This is a genomic window from Aeromonas sobria, assembly GCF_050266975.1.
GTDB classification, from domain to species: Bacteria; Pseudomonadota; Gammaproteobacteria; order Enterobacterales; family Aeromonadaceae; genus Aeromonas; species Aeromonas sobria_B.
Genome location: NZ_JBKISU010000123.1, coordinates 1 through 315, shown reverse-complemented (window position 1 = coordinate 315; position 315 = coordinate 1). Strand labels below are relative to the sequence as shown.

General features: G+C 55.6%; 1 protein-coding gene. It reads left to right on the top strand.

Features of this window, described 5'->3' with window-relative positions; genetic code table 11:
• Nucleotides 1-68 precede the first annotated feature (68 nt).
• The coding region (locus ACLHZ1_RS20730; RefSeq protein WP_427263555.1) for a transposase at nt 69-315 on the top strand (247 nt) is incomplete at its 3' end.

The following is a 315-nucleotide window of genomic DNA, read 5'->3' as shown; positions in this document are numbered from 1 at the left end:
TGTAGTGGTCTAATCATCCCGGACACCATTTTAGGTGGTACAGTCGCCACCCAGACCTGAGGTGTTCAATGACCAGATTACGTCGCTCATTTACTGCTGAATTCAAACTGGAAGCCGCATCCTTGGTGCTCGACCAGGGATATTCTGTCCCCGAAGCCAGCCGTTCACTGGATGTCGGTGAAACCGTGCTTCGTCGATGGGTTCAGCAGCTTCAATCCGAACGAACCGGCACCACCCCAATCGGCAAAGCGCTGACCCCGGAGCAGCAGAAAATCCAGGAGCTGGAAGCCCGCATCAACCGGCTCGAGCGCGAAA